General features: G+C 73.5%; 10 protein-coding genes and 1 pseudogene. 4 read left to right on the plus strand and 7 right to left on the minus strand.

Annotated features, from left to right (window positions below; translation table 11 throughout):
• Window positions 1-92 precede the first annotated feature (92 nt).
• Genes ACFWBW_RS01555 through ACFWBW_RS01565 form a run of 3 tightly spaced genes read right to left on the minus strand, consistent with a single transcriptional unit; the run spans window position 93 to window position 2,875 of the window.
• A complete protein-coding gene (locus ACFWBW_RS01555; RefSeq protein ID WP_385367476.1) occupies window positions 93-521 on the minus strand; it encodes a hypothetical protein in 429 nt (142 codons plus the stop codon).
• A gap of 52 nt (window positions 522-573) precedes the next feature.
• Window positions 574-1,074 (minus strand): NUDIX domain-containing protein, encoded by a 501-nt coding sequence (locus tag ACFWBW_RS01560; protein ID WP_385367477.1) that lies wholly within the window; start codon window positions 1,072-1,074, stop codon window positions 574-576.
• A 37-nt stretch (window positions 1,075-1,111) separates the two neighbouring features.
• The gene (locus ACFWBW_RS01565; RefSeq protein ID WP_385367478.1) at window positions 1,112-2,875 is read right to left on the minus strand and encodes a BCCT family transporter; all 1,764 of its coding nucleotides are present in this window, start codon (window positions 2,873-2,875) and stop codon (window positions 1,112-1,114) included.
• A gap of 144 nt (window positions 2,876-3,019) precedes the next feature.
• Here ACFWBW_RS01565 and ACFWBW_RS01570 point away from each other — a divergent pair, with 144 nt between their 5' ends.
• Window positions 3,020-4,168 (plus strand): glycerate kinase, encoded by a 1,149-nt coding sequence (locus ACFWBW_RS01570; protein ID WP_385367479.1) that lies wholly within the window; start codon window positions 3,020-3,022, stop codon window positions 4,166-4,168.
• A 202-nt stretch (window positions 4,169-4,370) separates the two neighbouring features.
• Here ACFWBW_RS01570 and ACFWBW_RS01575 read toward each other — a convergent pair.
• Window positions 4,371-4,958: pseudogene (locus ACFWBW_RS01575) on the minus strand (cysteine hydrolase family protein); the annotation flags it as partial.
• A gap of 701 nt (window positions 4,959-5,659) precedes the next feature.
• Between ACFWBW_RS01575 and ACFWBW_RS01580 the strand changes: the two are divergent.
• Both ACFWBW_RS01580 and ACFWBW_RS01585 read left to right on the plus strand, forming a co-directional pair.
• Window positions 5,660-6,655, plus strand: coding sequence for a GlxA family transcriptional regulator (locus tag ACFWBW_RS01580; RefSeq protein ID WP_385367480.1), 996 nt, complete (start codon window positions 5,660-5,662; stop codon window positions 6,653-6,655).
• The gene (locus ACFWBW_RS01585) at window positions 6,652-9,486 is read left to right on the plus strand and encodes a SpoIIE family protein phosphatase (protein WP_385367481.1); all 2,835 of its coding nucleotides are present in this window, start codon (window positions 6,652-6,654) and stop codon (window positions 9,484-9,486) included. Before ACFWBW_RS01580 ends, ACFWBW_RS01585 begins: the two co-directional genes overlap by 4 nt.
• A gap of 42 nt (window positions 9,487-9,528) precedes the next feature.
• On the opposite strand, the gene ACFWBW_RS01590 is transcribed toward ACFWBW_RS01585, so the two are convergent.
• The 3 genes from ACFWBW_RS01590 to recQ form a co-directional block, all read right to left on the minus strand.
• Window positions 9,529-10,128: a GNAT family N-acetyltransferase gene (locus ACFWBW_RS01590; RefSeq protein ID WP_385367482.1), complete on the minus strand. Its 600-nt coding sequence runs from the start codon at window positions 10,126-10,128 to the stop codon at window positions 9,529-9,531.
• A gap of 57 nt (window positions 10,129-10,185) precedes the next feature.
• Entirely contained in the window at window positions 10,186-12,237 is a 2,052-nt protein-coding gene (locus ACFWBW_RS01595; RefSeq protein ID WP_385367483.1) for a SpoIIE family protein phosphatase, read from the minus strand.
• A 116-nt stretch (window positions 12,238-12,353) separates the two neighbouring features.
• Window positions 12,354-14,438 (minus strand): DNA helicase RecQ, encoded by a 2,085-nt coding sequence (gene recQ / locus ACFWBW_RS01600; protein ID WP_385367484.1) that lies wholly within the window; start codon window positions 14,436-14,438, stop codon window positions 12,354-12,356.
• A 174-nt stretch (window positions 14,439-14,612) separates the two neighbouring features.
• Here recQ and ACFWBW_RS01605 point away from each other — a divergent pair, with 174 nt between their 5' ends.
• A complete protein-coding gene (locus ACFWBW_RS01605) occupies window positions 14,613-15,383 on the plus strand; it encodes a maleate cis-trans isomerase (protein ID WP_385367485.1) in 771 nt (256 codons plus the stop codon).
• Window positions 15,384-15,448 lie beyond the last annotated feature (65 nt).

Raw genomic sequence — 15,448 nt, forward strand, 5'->3', positions numbered from 1 at the left:
CTCCCGCGTACTGGACGTACTCGGGTGCCCCGGCAGTGCGGCGAGGTGCGGTGCCGGGCGGCGCGGACCCGGCAAGATCCGAAAGAGACGGCCTATATGACCACCAGCGGGACCAGCAGTGCGAAGGCGGCGCCGGCCTCGACCGCGTAGCCGTACAGGGACGGGTGCTGGACGGGGGCCGCGAGCAGGACCACGCTCTGCTGGGCGGCGGCGGCCCCCACCCAGTCGGCGTCGGCTCCGAGGCCGCCCTGGTACCAGCCCTCGCAGGCGCCGGGGCCGGTGACGGCGAGGACGTCGTCCTCGCGGCGGTAGAAGGCCTGCCAGCCCTCGGCCGGCACGGACCAGGCCTCGAAGTCGGTGAACTGGGCCCAGCCGCCGTCCCGGATCGCGGTGTCGAACATCCAGACCGGCACCCCCTCGGGAGTGACCTCGCCGCTCTCCTGCTGGTCGGTGGTGAAGTGGACCATGGGCAGCGCGTCGGGCCCGTCGGCGGTGCTGGGCCAGGCGTACATCGTGATCATCTGCTGAATTCTGTCCTGCTCGGTGTAGGCACGGAATAACGAGCGGAAGGGACTACGAGGCCTGCGGCCGGCGGCCGTTCTCCAGCTCGGCGGCGCCCTCGCCGGACCGCAGTACGCGGTACGCCTCCTCGGTGCGCAGGCCCAGGGATCCGAGCAGATGGTCCGTCAGCTCGGTGGGCTCCACCAGCCGCCACGAGAGCAGCTCCTCCTCCTGCAGCTTGATGGAGGCGAGCTGTGCGGCGTCGAGCACGCCGCCGTCGTAGAGGTAGGCGACGAGCGGGGGCCGGCCCGGGCCGGTCGACCAGTCGACGGCGAGCAGCCGGCCGAGCGGTACGTCTATGCCGATCTCCTCGGCGCTCTCCCGGCGGGCGGCCGTCCGCGGGGACTCCCCCGTGTCCGACTCGATGGTCCCGCCCGGCAGGGCCCAGCCCTCCCGGTAGTTGGGCTCGACGAGCAGCACCCGGCCCCGCTCGTCCCGGAAGAGCGCGGCAGCGCCGGCCAGCACCCGGGGCAGGCTCGCGATGTAGGTGGCGTAGTCATCCGTGGTGGTCACGCCGCCACCCTACCCAGCCGCCGCGGGCCCTCGGCGATCACGCTTCCGGGGTGGACCCTCCGCCGGCCGCCCCGCCGGGTCCGCCGCCGGATCCGTCCTCGCGGTCGCGGTTCCTCGACTCCGCGACGCGGCGCAGGCGCGGGTGGCGGGCCGGGCCCTGCTCGGTGATGGCGTCGCCGACCATGGCCTTGACCGCGTCCCGCAGGCCGTGCAGGGCGTGGTGGCGGACGGGTCCCGCGCCCGGGTCCTCCCGCAGCTCCTTCACCAGGGCCCAGCACAGGAGCAGCATCACGACCACGAACGGCAGCGCGACCAGGATCGTGGCCGTCTGGAGGGACTTCAGGCCGCCCGCGACGAGGAGTACGGCGGCCACGGAAGCCATCAGCACGCCCCAGGTGACCACGAGCCAGGTCGGCGGGTTCAGGGAGCCGCGGCTGGTGAGGGAGCCCATGACGAGGGAGGCGGAGTCGGCGCTGGTGACGAAGTACGTCATCACCAGGAGCATCGCGATCCACGAGGTGACCGTGCCGAGCGGGAGCGCGTCGAGCATCGCGAAGAGCGAGGCCTCGGTGCCCTCCTTGGCCTTGGCGGCCATGTCGGCGACGCCGGTGGAGTCGAGGCGGATCGCGGTGCCGCCCATGACGCAGAACCAGACGACGGTGGCTCCGCTGGGGACCAGGAGCACGCCGATGAGGAACTCGCGGATGGTGCGGCCGCGCGAGATGCGGGCGATGAAGGTGCCGACGAAGGGCGCCCAGGAGAGCCACCACGCCCAGTAGAAGATCGTCCACGCGCCGAGCCACGCGCTGTCGGTGAAGGCGCCGGTGCGGGTGGCCATCGGGAGCAGCTCGTGCAGGTAGCTGCCGACGCTCGCCGGGATCACGTCGAGGATGTAGACGGTCGGACCGAGGACGAAGACGAAGGTCATCAGGGCCGCGGCGAGCACGATGTTGATCGTGCTGAGCCATTTGACGCCCTTGTGCAGGCCGGAGAAGGCGGAGAGCACGAAGGCGGCGGACAGGGATCCGATGATGATCAGCTCGACGGTGGTCGAGTCCTCGATCCCCGTCGTGATGTTGAGCCCCTTGGCGACCTGGAGGGCGCCGAGGCCGAGGCTGGTGGCGGTGCCGAAGACGGTCGCGAAGACGGCGAGCAGGTCGATGGCCTTGCCGGGCCATCCGTTGGCCCGCTCCTCGCCCATGAGGGGGACGAAGGCGGAGCTGAGGCGGTTGCCGCGGCCCTTGCGGAAGGTCGCGTAGGCGAGGGCGAGGCCGGCGATGCCGTAGATCGCCCAGGGGGTGAGGGTCCAGTGGAAGAAGGAGTAGTCGAGCGAGGCACGGGCCGCGTCGCCGGTGCCGGGGGCGGCTCCCGAGGCCGGGGGCGGGTTCAGATAGTGGGTGAGCGGCTCGCCCACCCCGTAGAACATCAGCCCGATCCCCATGCCCGCGCTGAACATCATCGCGATCCACGCGAGGTTCGTGAACTCCGGCTCCGAGTCGTCCTTGCCGAGGCGGATCCGGCCGAAGCGGCTGATCGCGAGCACGACGCACATGACGAGGAACACATCGGCGGCGATCACGAAGAGCCACGCGAAGTTGCTCAGCACCCAGGCCAGCGCACTGCCCGAGGCCGAGTCGAAGGAACTCTTGCCCAGGGCCGCCCAGGCGACCACGGCCAGGACGGAGATCACTCCGATGGTGACGACGGTGTGGTCGGGGGTGCCGTCAGCGCCTCCGACGGGCCCTTCGGACCCGCCACCTGGGGAATCCGGACGTGGCTGTTCCAGTGAATCCGCGCTCATGCGGCCACACTATGCAGGCGTATATACCTATTTAGGGGTATGCCGCGCCGGGTGTGGCCCAGGCCACCCATGGGCATAGGAGGATCCTCCGGATAGGCTCATGGACGGCGCGACTGCACTGTTCGATAGCAAGGGATTAGCAAGGTGACGGACGGAGCAGTAACTGAGACCGCGCGCGTGCTCATCGCCGCGGACAAATTCAAGGGCTCGCTCACGGCCGTTCAGGTCGCTGAGCGGGTGACGGCCGGCCTTCGCAAGGCCGTACCGGGCGTGGAGATCGAGACCCTCCCCGTCGCGGACGGCGGCGACGGTACGGTCGCGGCCGCCGTGGCGGCCGGTTTCGAACGCCGGGAGGTACGGGTCACCGGACCGCTCGGTGACCAGGTCACGGCCGCTTTCGCCCTGCGCGAGGGCACCGCGGTGGTCGAGATGGCGGAGGCCTCCGGCCTCCAGCTGCTGCCGGCGGGTGTCTTCGCCCCGCTGACGGCGACCACCTACGGCTCCGGCGAACTGCTGAAGGCCGCACTCGACGCGGGAGCGCGCTCGATCGTCTTCGGCGTGGGCGGCAGCGCCACCACCGACGGCGGCGCGGGCATGCTGGCCGCGCTGGGCGCGGTGTTCCTGGATGCGAACGGTGAACCCGTCGGTCCGGGCGGCGGCGCGCTGGCGGCACTGGCCTCGGCGGACCTGTCCGGCGTCGACCCCCGCATCAAGGAGGTCGACTTCGTCCTGGCGAGCGACGTGGACAACCCTCTGACGGGTCCGAAGGGCGCTCCGGCGGTCTACGGCCCGCAGAAGGGGGCGTCGCCCGAGGACGTCGCGACGCTGGACGCGGCGCTGGCGCACTTCGCGGTGGTCCTGGAGAAGTCGATCGGCTCCCTGGCCGCCGAGGCGGCGGTTTCGCCCGGCGCGGGCGGAGCGGGCGGCATCGGCTACGGGGCGCTGCTGCTCGGCGCCTCGTTCCGTCCCGGCATCGAGCTGATGCTCGAGGTGCTCGGCTTCGCGCCGGCGCTGGAGCGGGCGACGCTGGTCATCACCGGCGAGGGTTCGCTGGACGAGCAGACCCTCCACGGCAAGGCGCCGGCCGGTGTCGCGGCGGCGGCCCGCGCGGCGGGCAAGGAGGTCGTGGCGGTCTGCGGACGCCTGCTGCTCACCGAGGAGGCCCTCCAGGCGGCCGGGATCCGGAAGGCCTACCCGCTCACCGGGATCGAGCCCGACCCGGCCGTGTGCATCGCCAACGCGGGGCCGCTCCTGGAGCAGGTCGCGCAGAACATCGCGGCCGAGGTCCTCTGACCCGGAGTCCGGCCCGTCCGGCGGCCCGGATCCCCTGACGGGGGTCCGGGCCGCCGGGGTTTCGCCGGCGGCCCGCCGTGCGGGGCGCGACCTACGCGGCCGCATGGGCACCGACCGCTTCGGAGCCGGCCGCTTCGGAGCCGGCCGCGTCGGAGGCCGCAGCTTCGGAGCCGGCCGCGTCGGAGGCCGCCCCGGAGGCGATCGCCTCGACGAGCTGACCGGTGGTGACGATCCGGGCGAACTGGCCGCCCTGCAGGTTGACGGCGGTGGCGGTGGCGAGTTGATCGGCCGTCAGCCGGGGCGCGCCCGGCGCGGCGGCGGCGACCAGGTCGAAGGTGTGCGTGGCGTCGAGCGGTACGAGGACGTCGTAGCCCAGGTTCCCCGCCATCCGCGCCGTGAGCTCCACGCACATGTTGGTCTGGATCCCGACGACGACGATCTGTCCGACACCCTGGGCGGTGAGCCACTCGGCGAGGTCCGGGGTGCCGTAGAAGGCGGAGTTGACGGACTTGGTGATGTGCAGGGCGGCCCCCTCCTCGCGCTCGGCGACGAAGTCCTTGAAGGGGTGGCCGGGCTGGTCCGGCCCGAAGATGGAACCGGCGGGCGACACGTGCTGGACGAGGACCACCGGGCGGCCCGATTCCTGCCACGCGTCCATCAGGGTGGCGATGTTGGCCTCGGCGGCCGGGTTGTTGCGCGGGCCCCAGTAGGTGGCGTCGTCGAAGCCCTTCTGTACGTCGATGACCAGCAGGGCACTGTTCGCGGCGATTTCGATCTTCTTGTTCGTCATGGCTCCATCCTCGGCCCGGCACGAGCCCCGGAACAGGGGCGGCGGGGACGCGAACCGATGGGATCGTGCCAACCTGGCAGCCCGCGGGAGAACCCCGCCGGCCGCCCTCGCCGAGAGCCCTGCCGAGCCCGCCCGGCCACCCCGCCGAGGCCGCCGGCCACCCCCACCAGGTCCGCCCTGACACCCCGTCGGCACGTTCCCGGGCGCCCCGCCGGAGTCCCGTCGGGCACGCCGCCAAGTCCGCCAGGGCGCCCCACCGGCTAGTGCTGTGGCCGGGAAGGTTTGCCGGGTCGCGGCGTCCGGTGCGGTGCATCGCAAGGCGGAGGGCCACGGCTCGTACCGGACGTACTTCCGCGGTCCGACAGCGCGGCGAGGCGCCGTGCCGGGCGAGGCGTCGCGACCCGGTGAACCTTCCCGGTCACAGCACTAGGTCACAGGTGCCCGGGCAGAGCCCCCCGGCGGAGCCCGCCAGGGGTCCCGCCGGGGGCCGCTTCGGGGCGCCGGGGGAACACCTCCGGCGTACGCCCTCCGCCCGAGCCCCGGCAGCCCCACCTGCCCCACGCGACCTCCAGGTGCCCCCACAGGCCACCGCAGGCTTCGCGCGGGCCTTCGCGGCCCGCTCCCGCCGGACGGCCCGCCGGAGCCCCACAGGCCCCTTCCAGCCCCCTTGTTCACCGGGGCGGGCGTGGCAGACTCACGCCATGCACCGCGTCGCGATCGTCGTACAGCCCGGCATCCGCGCCTTCGACCTGGCCGTCATCACCGAGGTCTGGGGCACCGACCTCAGCCGCCTCGGGGTTCCGCCCTTCGACATGCGCCGGTGCTCCCTGACCCCGGGGCCGATCCCGCTCCCCGGCGGGCTGACCCTGACCCCCGACCGGGGGCTCGACTGGCTCCACGGCGCCGACCTCGTCGTCGTCCCCGCGCTGGCCCGGCCCAGCGATCCGACGCCCGAACCCGTCCTCGCCGCCCTGCGGGACGCCCACGCCCGCGGCATCCCGGTGGCCGCCCTGTGCGCGGGCGCGTTCATCCTCGCCGAGGCGGGACTGCTCGCGGGCCGCCGGGCCGTGACCCACTGGGCGCTGGCCCCGACGCTGGCCGGCCGCCACCCCTCCGTACGCGTCGAGGAGGCCCCGCTCTACGTCGAGGACGACGGGGTGTGGACCTCCGCCGGGGTCGCCTCCGGCATCGACCTCTGCCTCCACCTGGTCCGCGACGCCCACGGCGCCGAGGCGGCCGCGGCCATCGCCCGGGCGATGGTGACGGGCCCTTTCCGCACCGGTGACCACGCCCAGTACCTGGACCGCCCGACCCCGGCCGCCGACCGGATCGCCGAGGCGCTGGCCGCCGTACGGGAGCGGGCGCTGGGGCGGCTGCACGAGGCGCTGGACGTGGCCACCCTGGCCCGGTGGGCCGGGATGTCGCCGCGCTCCTTCGCCCGGCACTTCGCCGCCGCGACCGGCACCACCCCGCACAAATGGCTCCTCGCCCACCGTCTGGACGAAGCCCGCAAACTGCTGGAACGGACCGACCATCCCGTCACCGAGGTGGCCCGGCGCGCCGGATTCGCCAGTGAGGTCACCTTCCGCCAGCACTTCACCGCGTACGTCGGCACGAACCCCCGCGCCTACCGCGCCGCGGCTACCGCACCAGGGCCTCCCCCAAACCCCGCGGACAGTGTTAGAAATGGCTCATGACCGGACGTTTTGGCCCACCCAGGGGCTCTGAAGGGGCGCCCGAGGACGGGCCCTCGTCCGAGCCGGGCCACGGCCGGGCCGCGCGCGGTGCCGGCCGCCCCTCCTCCCGGTTGTCCACGGGCCTCTCGCTCGGCGCGCGCACCGTCGCCGGCCAGGTCTTCGCCCTCCAGGCCGTCCTCGTCCTGGTGCTGATCACGGCGGCCGCCGCGGCCCTGTTCTTCCAGGCCCGGTACGACAGCCAGCGCGACGCCCGCAACCGCTCCCTCGCGACCGCCGAGGCCTTCGCCCACGCCCCCGGACTCCCCGCCGCGCTCAGGTCCGCCGACCCCACCGCCGAGCTCCAGCCGCTGGCCGAGGGCGCCCGCCGGGGCTCCGGCGTCGACTTCGTCGCCGTCATGACCACCGACGGGATCCGGTACACCGACTCCCGCCCCGAACTGATCGGCCGGCGCGCCACCGGCGACCTCTCCCGCGCCGTGGCCGGGCAGGCGTTCACCGAGACGTTCAAGGGGAAGCCGAGCGACGTGGTGCGCGCCGTGGTGCCCGTACGGGACTCCTCGGGCGCCGTGGTCGGCCTGGTCGCCACCGGCATCGAGGTCGCCAACGTCGGCGACGTGGTCGAGGGCCAGCTGCCCCTGCTCTTCGGCGCGGCGGCCGGCGCCCTGCTCCTGGGCACCGGTGGCGCGGCGCTCGTGAGCCGTCGGCTGCGGCGCCAGACCCGGGGCCTCGGCGAGGCCGAGATGACCCGGATGAACGAACACCACGAAGCCGTTCTGCACGCCGTCCGCGAGGGCGTGCTGATCATCGACAACGACGGCCGGCTCATCCTCGCCAACGACGAGGCCCGCCGTCTGCTCGACCTGCCGGCCGACGCCGAGCAGAGTTACGTCGGCGATCTCGGGCTCGACCCGTCCACGGCCTCGCTGCTGGCCTCCGGCCGGGTCGCCACCGACGAGGTGCACCGGTCGGGCGACCGGCTCCTCGCGGTCAACGTGCGCCCGACCAAGCCCTACGGCGGCCGCCCCACGGGCACCGTCACGACCCTGCGCGACTCCACCGAGCTCGCCGCGCTCTCCGGCCGGGCCGCGGTCGCCCGTGACCGCCTCCAGCTGCTCTACGACGCCGGTGTGCGCATCGGGACCACCCTGGACGTGGTGCGCACCGCCGAGGAGCTCTCCGAGGTCGCCGTCCCGCGGTTCGCGGACTTCGTCACCGTCGAGCTGCTGGAGCCGGTGCTGCGCGGCGAGGAGCCCGGCGGCGGGGCGCACACCGAGATGCGGCGGGCCGCCATCAGCGGGATCCGGGTGGATTCCCCGCTGCAGCCGGTGGGCGACATGATCCGCTTCGTGGTGCCGACCGCGCCGATGTCCGCGGCCCTGGACGCCGGGCGGGCGGTCCTCGCGGCCGATCTGAACCGCGCCTTCGGCTGGCGGGCCCAGGACCACGACGGGACCCGGGTGGCCCTGGACTACGGGCTGCACTCGCTGATCTCCGTACCGCTCCAGGCCCGCGGGGTGGTCCTCGGCATGGCCAACTTCTGGCGGGCCGACACCCCCGAGCCCTTCGACGAGGAGGACCTGTCCTTCGCCGAGGAGCTGGCGGCGCGGGCCGCGGTCTCCATCGACAACGCCCGCCGCTTCACGCGCGAGCACGCGGTGGCGGTGACCCTCCAGCGCAGTCTGCTGCCGCGGGTGCTGCCCGATCTGAGCGCCGTGGACGTCGCCTTCCGATACCTGCCCGCGAAGGCGGGGGTGGGCGGGGACTGGTTCGACGTGATCCCGCTCGCCGGGGCCCGGGTCGCGCTGGTCGTCGGCGACGTGGTGGGGCACGGAGTGCACGCCGCCGCCACCATGGGCCGGCTGCGGACCGCCGTGCACAACTTCTCCACCCTCGACATGCCGCCCGACGAGCTGCTGGGCCACCTCGACGAGCTGATCGACCGGATCGACCAGGACGAGTCCTCGGCCGACGAGGGCTCCGGGGAGGGCGAGTCCTCCGGCGTCACCGGCGCCACCTGCCTCTACGCGGTGTACGACCCGGTGTCCGGCCACTGCGCCATGGCCAGCGCCGGCCACCCGGGCCCGGCGCTGGTCGGGCCCGACGGGGAGGTGGAGTACCCCGAGCTGCCGATCGGGCTGCCGCTGGGCGTCGGCGGGATGCCCTTCGAGGCCGTGGAGCTCCAGCTGCCCGAGGCGAGCCGGCTCGTACTGTTCACCGACGGGCTGCTGGAGGACCGCGACCGGGACTTCGACACCGGCCTCGCGATGCTGACCGAGGCCCTGTCCCGGCCGGACCGCAGCCCCGATCAGGCCTGTTCCGACGTACTGGCCTCGCTGCTGTTCCCGGCACCGAGCGACGACATCGCCCTGCTCATCGCCGACACCCGGCGGCTCCCCGCCGAGCGGATCGCGGAGTGGGAGGTGTTCCCGGACCCCTCGGACGTGTCCCGGGTCCGCCGCGCCGGTTCCGCGCAGCTCTCCGCGTGGGGCCTGGGGGACGTCACCTTCACCGCCGAGCTCATCCTCAGCGAGCTGATCACCAACGCCATCCGCTACGGGACCCCGCCGATCCGGGTCCGGCTGCTCCGTGACCGCACCCTGATCTGCGAGATCTCCGACGGCAGCAGCACCTCACCGCACCTGCGCTACGCGGCCACGACCGACGAGGGCGGGCGCGGCCTGTTCCTCGTGGCCCAGTACGCGGAGCGCTGGGGCACCCGCTACACGGACCGCGGCAAGGTGATCTGGGCGGAACTCCCCCTGACGGGCGCGGCGGAGCCGGCGCCCCCGGCCGTGGTGGACCTGGACGCCCTGGAGGACCTGGCCTGGTAGCGGACGGGGCCGGTGACCCGCGCCCCGGTGCCCTCGCCCGGCTCAGAGACGGGCGGCCAGCCTGGCCTTCGCCTCCGGCCATTCGGCGGCCAGCAGGGAGAAGTACACGCTGTCGCGCCAGGTGCCGTCCGGGCGCCGGCGGTGACGGCGCAGGACGCCTTCGCGCTGTGCTCCGAGGCGGGCGATCGCGGCCTGGGAACGGGTGTTGAGGTGGTCCGTCTTGAGCTGGACCCGGCCCATGCCGAGGTCTTCGAAGGCGTGGGTGAGCAGGAGCAGCTTGGACTCGGTGTTGACGGCACTGCGCCAGTACGCGCGCCCGTACCAGGTCCAGCCGATCTCCAGGCGCTCGTCGGCCGCGCTGATGTCCATGTACGTGGTCCAGCCGACGGCCCGGCCGCTTTCGAGGTGGACGACGGCGAAGGGAACGTACTCGCCGCGCTCCGCGTCCTCCAGCAGGGAGTCGAGCGTGGCTCCCAGCTCTTCCTGCGACCGCGGTGCGCCGCCCACCCATCGCCACACCTCCTCGTCCCCGCCGCCGGCCGCGTACAGGTCGGGGAGGTGGCTGCGGGTGAGGGGCTCCAGGCGGACGTGGCGGCCGGTGAGCGTGACGGGGGACGGCGACTTGGCAGACGTGGCAGACATGACGGAAACGCTAGCCGCTCATTGCGCTAGACACAAAACATTATTGCACTAGTACATTCACGGTGTCCGGGCCAGCAGCACCGCCACGTCGTCCTGCGGGGCCTCCGGGAGGAGGCGCGCCAGGATCGTGTCGCAGAGGGCCTCCAGCGGCTCTCCCCCGCCCCTCAGGGCGTCCGCCAGACCCGCCATCCCCTCGTCCAGGTCACGGTCCCGGGATTCGATGAGGCCGTCCGTGTAGAGCACGAGCAGGCTGCCCGGCCCGAGCCGGACCTCCTCCGTGCGGAACTCCCGTCCGCCCGTGCCGAGCGGGGTTCCCGGCGGGCCGTCCAGGAAGGTCACGGCCCCGTCGGCAGTGACCACGGCCGGCGGCGGATGGCCGGCCCGGGCGATGACGCACGCGCCCGTCGCCGGGTCGTGGACGGCGTAGACGCACGTGGCCATCTCGTCCTCGCCGAGGTCGGCCACCACCGCGTCCAGCGAGCGGAGCATCTCCTCCGGGGTCACCTGATGCCGCGCCAGGGTCCGTACGGCGGTGCGCAGTTGGCCCATGACCGCGGCCGCGTGGATGCCATGGCCCATCACGTCGCCGATCACCAGGCCGGTCCGGCCGTCCGGCAGCTCGATCACGTCGAACCAGTCCCCGCCGACGTCGTGGTCGCTGGCCGGCAGGTAGCGGCCGGTCAGCTCCAGGCCGGCGACCTCGGGCAGCGCGTTGTTGGTGAGGCTGCGCTGCAGGGTCAGGGCCGCCGCGCGCTGGGTGGTGTACATCCGGGCGTTGTCGATGTTCAGGGCCGCCCGGGCCACCACCTCGTCGATCAGCACGCAGTCCTCGTGGTCGAAGACCTCGCGCCCGCGCACCCGGGTCACCACGATCACCCCGAGCACCCTCCCGCGGGCCACCAGCGGGACCATGCGGGCGCAGCCGAGGGTGGCCAGGTACGCGCGCAGCGCGGACGCCCGCGGGTCCTTGATCAGGGCCGGGATGTCGGCGGTGAAGAGGTTCATCGCCACGCCCTCGGTGATGACCTGCTCGTAGGCGGTGCCCGCCGGGATCTGGAAGGTCTGCCCGGCGGTCAGTTTGGCGGTGGGCGCTGCCGGGTCCGGAAAGAGGGAGGCCAGGCGGCGCAGCACGCCCCGTGTCGAGGCCCCGGCCTCGTCGGGGTCCAGTACGGCTTCCAGGAGCTGCACGTCGGCCGAGTCCGCGAGCTGCGGCACCAGCACCTCCACGATCTCCTGGGCCGTCTGCCCGAGGTCGAGCGTGGTGCCGATGCGGGTGCCGGCCTCGGAGAGCAGGGCGAAGCGGCTCCGCGCCCGCTCGGCCTCCGCCTGGGCGCGCTGTCCGTCGGTGATGTCGATGAGGGAGGCGATCAGGCCGAGCCGCCGCCCGGAGCCGTCCAGCAGCGGGGCGTAGGAGCAGGACCAGGTCCGGTCGTGGTCGGGGTCGGCCGGGGTGCGGCCGGTGCGGCGGACGTCCACGACGGCGGAGCCGCACTCCAGCACCTTGCGCATGAGCCGTTCGAGCGCGGCGGCGTTGACCCCGGGCACGACCTCGGTGAGCCGTTTGCCGACGTGTTCGGCGGCGGACACCCCGTTCATCCGGGCCAGGGCGTCGTTGACGCGCAGGAAGCGCAGGTCCGGGCCGAGGGTGCCGAGGCCGATCGGCGACTGGGTGAACAGGCTCTGCAGCGCGGCGAGCGAATCGCGCATCCGCAGGACCTCGGAGGTCTCCACGGCGATGAGCATGGAACCGGTGCGCCCCTGCGGATCGGGCGAGGGCAGGATCCACATCTCCATCGCGACCTGGTGTCCGTCGCGGTGGCGCACGGGCAGGGTGCCGACGACGGTCTCCCCGGCCTGGACCCTGCGGGTCAGCTGGTCGGCGAGCTCGTGGTTGGCCTCGGGGACGAGCACGGCGGAGCCCGGCCGGCCGAGGATGTCCTCGGGGCGGTGGCCGAGCAGGTCCTGGGCGGCCAGCGACCACTCGACGACGAGCCCGTCGGCGTCCTCGCGCCACAGGGCGATCGGCAGCAGCTCGCTCAGTACGCCCGCGTACCCGACAGCAGCCACCGGCTGGTCCGGTACCTCGCTCGTCTCCTGGTACGTGTCCAATGCGCCGACCTCACCCCAGGGGGCCTGATTCCTACCGATTCACACTATCCGAGCCTTCGCCGAGCGGCGCTGTGTCGCGCCGGATTCCGGCTTCGGGTGGAGCCGGCGCCCGGCGTCTACTCCCAGTCGTCCCACGGCGGGTCGATGTCCTCGTCCTCCGGGCCGAAGAGCGACTTCTCCGCCCGCGGGGCCGCATGCGCCTGGGCGGGCACGGCGGCGGGGGCAGCCGGCGCGGGCACGGCGGCGGCCCGCGTGGCCGCCACCGGGGTGGCCGCCACCGGGGCGGCCACCGCCGCGGCGGCTCCGGTCTCCGCCACCGCGGCCGCCGCACCCGGCTCCGCCTGCGCTCCGCCCAGGGTCTTCAGGATGCCCTCGGCGTACTTGGCCAGCTTCGCCTCGCCGACTCCGTTGATCGTGCCCAGCTCCGCGACCGTGGCGGGCAGCTGCGTCGCGATCTCCCGTAGCGTCGCGTCGTGGAAGACGACGTACGCGGGCACGCCCTGCTCCCGCGCGGTCTCGGCGCGCCACGCGCGGAGGGACTCGAACACCGGCACGGCGGCCGCCGGCAGGTCGACCGGTACCCGGCCGCCCTTCCCGGAGCGCGATCCGCCGGATTCCCTGCGGGACGAACCGGCCGCCGGCGCCGTCTCCTTGCGCATCGGGACGCTCCGGCGGCCGCCCAGCACCTCGCCGCTGGCCTCGGTCAGCACGAGCGTGCCGTAGTCGCCCTCCACCGCCAGCAGGCCGAGCGCCAGCAGCTGCCGCACGACGCCGCGCCATTCGTTCGTGCCCAGGTCCGTCCCGATGCCGAACACCGAGAGCCCGTCGTGGTCGAACTGGATGACCTTGGCCGTCTTCTTGCCCTGAAGGATGTCGATGATCTGGCCGGCGCCGAACTTCTGGCGCCGCTCCTTGGCCAGCCGCCACACCGTGGACAGCAGTTTCTGCGCCGCGACCGTCCCGTCCCAGGACTCGGCCGGCGTCAGGCAGGTGTCGCAGTTCCCGCAGTCCGGCGCACCGGTCTGTCCGAAGTACGCCAGCAGCCGCACCCGGCGGCAGCCGACCGTCTCGCACAGCGCGAGCATCGCCTCGAGGTGTCCGGCCAGCGCGCGGCGGTGCGCCTCGTCGCCTTCGGAGCCCTCGATCATCTTGCGCTGCTGCACCACGTCCTGGAGCCCGTACGCCAGCCAGGCCGTGGCGGGCTCCCCGTCGCGGCCGGCACGGCCGGTCTCCTGGTAGTAGCCCTCGACCGATTTGGGCAGGTCCAGGTGGGCCACGAAGCGCACGTCCGGCTTGTCGATGCCCATGCCGAACGCGATCGTGGCCACCACCACGACCCCGTCCTCCCGCAGGAACTTCGACTGGTTCGCCGCGCGCGTCCGGGAGTCCATGCCCGCGTGGTAGGGCACGGCGTCGATGCCCTGCTCGACCAGGGCGGCCGCCGTCTTCTCCACCGAGGCGCGCGAGAGGCAGTAGACGACGCCCGCGTCCCCGGGGTGCTCGGTGCGGATCAGCTCCAGCAGCTGCTTGACCGGGTTGTTCTTCGCCACGATCCGGTACTGGATGTTCGGCCGGTCGAAGCCGGCCACGAAGTGCCGGGCCTCCTCCAGGCCGAGGCGCGCCGCGATCTCGGCGTGCGTGGCCTCGGTGGCCGTCGCGGTCAGCGCGATCCGCGGCACCTTGGGCCAGCGCTCGTGCAGCATGGACAGCGCGAGGTAGTCGGGGCGGAAGTCGTGGCCCCACTGGGCGACGCAGTGCGCCTCGTCGATGGCGAAGAGCGAGACCGTGCCCCGGTCGAGGAGCCGCTGCGTCCCTTCGGTGCGCAGCCGCTCGGGCGCCAGGTAGAGCAGGTCGAGCTCGCCGGCGACGAAGGCCTGCTCGACCGCGCGCCGGTCGTCGGACAGCTGCGTCGAATTGAGGAACCCGGCCCGCACCCCGAGCGCGTTCAGGGCGTCCACCTGGTCCTGCATGAGCGCGATCAGCGGGGAGATCACCACTCCGGTACCTGCTCTGACCAGCGCCGGAATCTGGTAGCAGAGCGATTTGCCGCCGCCGGTGGGCATCAGCACCAGCGCGTCGCCGCCGCCGGCCACGTGCTCGATGATCTGCTGCTGCTCGCCGCGGAACGAGTCGTACCCGAAGACGCGGTGGAGCACCTGCTGGGCGTCGGGGATCTCGACGTCTGCTTCCGAAGTGGTCATCCCAGAAGCCTAGCGACCTCCTCGGACACATCCGCCCGGATCCGCCCGACCCTGTGGACATCCCGGAAGGACCCACCGCCCCGCACGGGGCGGCGCGGCCGTGCGCCCCGGCGGCCCGACCGGTGACACAGTGGAGGATCTCCCGTATCTCCCGGCCTCCGAGAGGAACACGCGATGTGGCAGCCCGACGGGTGGGACGTGCGCGTCCGCCTCGGCGTCCTCACCCCGCACGCCGATGTCGGCCCCGAGTCCGAGCTGCGCGCCATGGCTCCGGCCGACGTGGGCCTGCACGCCGCCCGGGTGCCGTTCCGCGCGATGGGGCGCGGCGGCGCGATGGACCCCACCATTCCGCTCGCCCCCGTACGGGCCTTCGCCGAGCCCCCGCACGTGGACGAGGCCGCCGAGCTGCTGGCCGCCGCCCCGGTGTCGGTGATCGCCTACGCCTTCACCAGCTCCGCGTACGTCATCGGCCCGCGCGGGGAGCGGTACATGCTGGACCGGCTGCGCGAGCGCACCCACGGACTGCCCGTGGTCGCGACCTGCGCCGCCACCGTCGAGGCGCTGCGGGCGCTGGAAGCCGGCCGGCTCGCCCTCGTGGACCCGCCGTGGTTCGACGAGACGCTGAGCGATCTGGGCCGGGGCTACTACGAGGACGCCGGCTTCGAGGTCCCGTACGCCGCCCCCTGCGGCCTTCCCAGCGGGCAGAGCCTCATCGGGCCGCGGGCCCTGCACGACTGGGTGGCGGAGCACGTCCCCGACACGGCGGATGCGGTCGTCATCGGCGGCAACGGCTTCCGCGCCGTCGGGGCGATCTCGGCCCTGGAGGCCACGCTGGGCCGCCCGGTCCTGACCGCGAACCAGACCCTCCTGTGGGCGGCCCTCCGCGCTGCGGCCACCCCGACCACCCCCATCACGGCGTACGGCCGGCTCTTCTCCACGGCTTGAGGGCCTGCGCCGCCTCCCGGCCGCCTGCGCGCCGTGCGCCGAGCCGAAATATGATGGGCCCGGGT

The organism is Streptomyces sp. NPDC059957, from assembly GCF_042730015.1.
Classification (GTDB): domain Bacteria; phylum Actinomycetota; class Actinomycetes; order Streptomycetales; family Streptomycetaceae; genus Streptomyces.

Excerpts from the sequence above, each read along its gene's own strand:
- ACFWBW_RS01585 (WP_385367481.1), top strand. The coding sequence starts at position 6,652 with ATGACCGGACGTTTTGGCCCACCCAGGGGCTCTGAAGGGGCGCCCGAG.
- ACFWBW_RS01590 (WP_385367482.1), bottom strand. The coding sequence starts at position 10,128 with ATGTCTGCCACGTCTGCCAAGTCGCCGTCCCCCGTCACGCTCACCGGC.
- ACFWBW_RS01555 (WP_385367476.1), bottom strand. The coding sequence starts at position 521 with ATGATCACGATGTACGCCTGGCCCAGCACCGCCGACGGGCCCGACGCG.
- ACFWBW_RS01605 (WP_385367485.1), top strand. The coding sequence starts at position 14,613 with ATGTGGCAGCCCGACGGGTGGGACGTGCGCGTCCGCCTCGGCGTCCTC.
- ACFWBW_RS01565 (WP_385367478.1), bottom strand. The coding sequence starts at position 2,875 with ATGAGCGCGGATTCACTGGAACAGCCACGTCCGGATTCCCCAGGTGGC.
- ACFWBW_RS01580 (WP_385367480.1), top strand. The coding sequence starts at position 5,660 with ATGCACCGCGTCGCGATCGTCGTACAGCCCGGCATCCGCGCCTTCGAC.
- recQ (WP_385367484.1), bottom strand. The coding sequence starts at position 14,438 with ATGACCACTTCGGAAGCAGACGTCGAGATCCCCGACGCCCAGCAGGTG.